Source organism: Protofrankia sp. CiP1_Cm_nod1 (assembly GCF_920888515.1).
GTDB lineage: Bacteria > Actinomycetota > Actinomycetes > Frankiales > Frankiaceae > Protofrankia.
Genome location: NZ_CAKKTM010000460.1, coordinates 10,861 through 14,205, shown reverse-complemented (window position 1 = coordinate 14,205; position 3,345 = coordinate 10,861). Strand labels below are relative to the sequence as shown.

Below are 3,345 nucleotides of genomic sequence, written 5' to 3'. Positions count from 1 at the left end.
CCGTCGCGGCGAGCAGGTGCACCGGGCACTGGAAACCCTCACCGAACGCCAGCTCCTGCGGGCCCCGCATCCCGGGGAGCCGATGTGGACGTTCGTGCACCCGATGGCCCGGGACGTCGCCTACGCCGGCCTGCCCAAGGTGGAGCGGGCCCGCCGGCACGCCGCGGCGGCCCAGTGGGGGGTGGAGTTCCTCAGCGGCTCCGAGGCGGAGGTCGCGGCCTTCGTCGGCCACCATGCCGAACGAGCCCACGACCTCGCGGCGTCGATGGCGCTGGCGCCCACCGATCCGGCCTGGTCGGCGCGGGAGCCCGGGTTCCACGCCCTGGTCCGGGTCGCCCGCTCGGCGCTCGCCCGCGACGACCACCGCAGCGCCATCGATCTGATCACCAGCGCACGCCGGCTCGGCCGGGGGGTCGTGGGCGAACTCGACGATCTGGGCGCGGTCGTGCTGCAGGCCGAGGCCCTGGCGTCACTGCGCCGGCTGGACGAGGCCGAGCGTGTCCTGCGGCCCGCGCTGCGGGTCACCACACCCGAGCTGCGGGCCGCGGCGTACCGCATCCTCGGCGACCTGCGGCACAAGCAGGGCCGGGACGACGAGGCCGCGACCGCGCTCGTCACCGCGCTCGAGGAGGCTCAGCGTGCCGGCAGCGACCGGGTGGTCGCCGCCACCCTGCGCCAGCTCGGCCTGCTGGAATACGCTGCCGGCCGGGTGCGCCACGCCGAGAAGCGGTTCACCGACGCGCTGGCCCTCGCCCGTCGGGTCGGCGATCCCAGAGGGGTCGGCTGGGCCCTCCAGCACCTCGCCTGGAGCGCGACCACCCGGGGGGACTACCCACGTGCCCAGGAGTACCTCCGGGACGCCTCCGAGGTTTTCAGGCGGCTGGACGACACCGGTGGCCTGGGCTGGTGCGCGGGCACGGAGGCGCTGGTCTGGCTGCTGTCCGGCCAGCTCAGCCGGGCCCGCCGGCTCGCCCGCGACCTGATCGAGATGGCCGGGTCACTGGGTGAGGTGTGGGGCCTGGCCGTGTGCCTGACGATCGACGCGGTCGCCGCCGCCGAACTCGGGGACATCACCGAGGCCGAGGCCGAGGCCGAACGGGCGGCGGGGCTGTTCGAGGCGACCGGGGACACCTGGGGTGTCGCGCTCACCCTCGTGGCCAGGGGCCTGGCCGCGCGGGGCGCCGGTGACCCCGAGCGCGGGGCGGCGCACCTGCACAACGCCCAGGCCGCCGCCGACCAGGGCGGCCATGCCGTCGTCGGCGCGCTCGCCATGGTGCTGCTGGGGCTCACCCGGCTCGACGCCGGGCTCCTCGACGACGCCGAGCAGGCCGCGGACCTGGCCATGCGGGCGCTGGACAGCCTCGAGCTGCAGCCCCACGCCCAGCTCGGCGCCAAGGTGCTGGCCGCCCAGGTCGCGCGGGCCAGAGGCCGCCTGCAGGAGGCGATCCACCTGCTGGAGACGGCGCTGGCCGCCGGCGAGCCGGCCACCCTGCTCTTCCCGCGCCGCCAGGCGTACGCGCATCTGGCCGGCACGCTCCTCGACGCCGGCCGGCCGGCCGAGGCACTGGCGGTGGCCCGGCGCGCGGTCGAGGTGGGCGCCGAGGACGTCCGCGCCCAGGTCCTGGCATGGCGGGCGCTGGGTACCGTGCTGGTCGCGAGCGGCAAGCCGGCCGAGGCCCGGGCCGCGTACGAGAAGGCGCTGGCCGCCGCGACCGCGACGGAGGCGGTGAGCGAGGCCGCGCAGACCCGCCGGCTGCTGTCCGCGGTTCCCGACGGCTCGTGGCCGGTGGGCCCGAAACCGGTGAACCTGCCAGGGGTCGCCGACGTCCGGGTGACCCGCCCCGCGACGGGCCTGCCGGCGCCGGGCGCCGCGCCCTCGACGGTGGCGTCGACCGCGGCGTCGACCGCGGCGTCTTCCGCCGCGGCATCCCCGGCGGGCGCGCCGACGGTGCCGTCCCTGGCGGAGCCGACCACGCAGGCATGACCGCGCGGGACAACCGCGCGGAGGTGCCAGGTGGCAGTGGCGCAGGTGGCAGTGACAGCAGTGGCAGCTGGTAGCCATTCGGATACGACGCGACGGGCCAGGTAGTAGGTCCGGTCAGCGGGTCCGGTCAGATAGTGGGTCATGTACGTCGCGACGGTGTGACAACCACCGCTGCGGCGGCACGGGCATGGCGGCGCGCACGACAGCAGCCGGGTCCGGCGCCTGCAGCCGACCCAGCAAAGAAGATCTTCATGATGTGAGGGCAGGTCCTGACCGGTACGCCAGGCGTACCGGTCAGGACCTGCTGGGACGGGAGTCAGCCAGCCTGTGCCCCCTCAGGCCGGAACCAGGGGCGTCTCCCGGCGGACCCCCGGTCGCGTGGGCCGAACACGCCCGCGTCGACCGGCGTCCGCCGGCTTACGCCCTACCGGGCGCGGCGGGCGAGCCGCTCCCGGTCGAGCAGCACCACCGCGCGGGAGTCCAGACGCAGCCAGCCGCGGGTCGCGAAGTCCGCGAGCGCCTTGTTGACCGTCTCCCGGGAGGCCCCGACCAGTTGGGCGAGCTCCTCCTGGGTCAGGCCGTGCTCGACCCGGACACCAGCCGCCTCGTTGCCGGGCTGGGCCGGCTCACCGAAGCGCTCGGCAAGGTCGAGAAGGGCCTTGGCCACCCGTCCGGGCACGTCGGTGAACACCATGTCGGCCATGGAGTCGTTGGTCCGCCGCAGGCGCTGGGCCAGCACCCGCAGCAGCAGCGACGCCGCTTCGGGCCGGGTTGCCAGCCACGGGCGCAGCGCGGTGTGCTCCAGGGAGACCAGCGACGCGTCGGTCACCGCGGTCGCGCTGGCCGTGCGGGGCCCCGGGTCGAACAGCGAGAGTTCCCCGAAGAGGTCTCCGGGCCCCATCACCATGAGGAGGTTCTCGCGTCCGTCCGACGCCGCACGGCCAATCTTGACCTTTCCAGCAAGGATCACGAAGACACGGTCTCCGGTTTCACCTTCCCGAAACAGAACGTCGCCTCGGGTAACATTCTGACGTTCCAAATGATCGTTAAGGGCCTGCCGGTCCTGTTCGGACAGGCCGGCAAACATGGGAACACGGGCAAGCAGATCGTCCACGGCGTCCGAGCATGCCAGGAGTAGCGCCAAAGGGCACGACCTGAAAGCCGAAAGAGGCTGTCGGGTCTTGAACAGGTCGGGCGAATCCGGGTATTTCCGGCCCGCTCGGCCGGCCCGGGAGAGCTCCCGTCAACCCCTGACCCGGGCCTGTGGACGGAAAGTCACACACGGACCGAAGCGATTGATTACTCTACGTAGTCACACAGGGCGAGAAGGCATCCACGGGCCCGCGCCCGGGGCCGACCGG

At 74.0% G+C, this 3,345-nt stretch carries 2 protein-coding genes; one reads left to right on the top strand and one right to left on the bottom strand.

The window, feature by feature from the left end; translation table 11 throughout:
* Positions 1-1,984 (top strand): tetratricopeptide repeat protein (locus tag NBX02_RS21815; protein ID WP_250292851.1); only part of this gene is annotated, 1,984 nt, incomplete at its 5' end.
* A 424-nt stretch (positions 1,985-2,408) separates the two neighbouring features.
* Here NBX02_RS21815 and NBX02_RS21810 read toward each other — a convergent pair.
* Positions 2,409-3,098, bottom strand: a complete 690-nt coding sequence (locus NBX02_RS21810) for a cyclic nucleotide-binding domain-containing protein (RefSeq protein WP_043607335.1) — start codon at positions 3,096-3,098, stop codon at positions 2,409-2,411.
* Between the last annotated feature and the right edge of the window lie 247 nt (positions 3,099-3,345).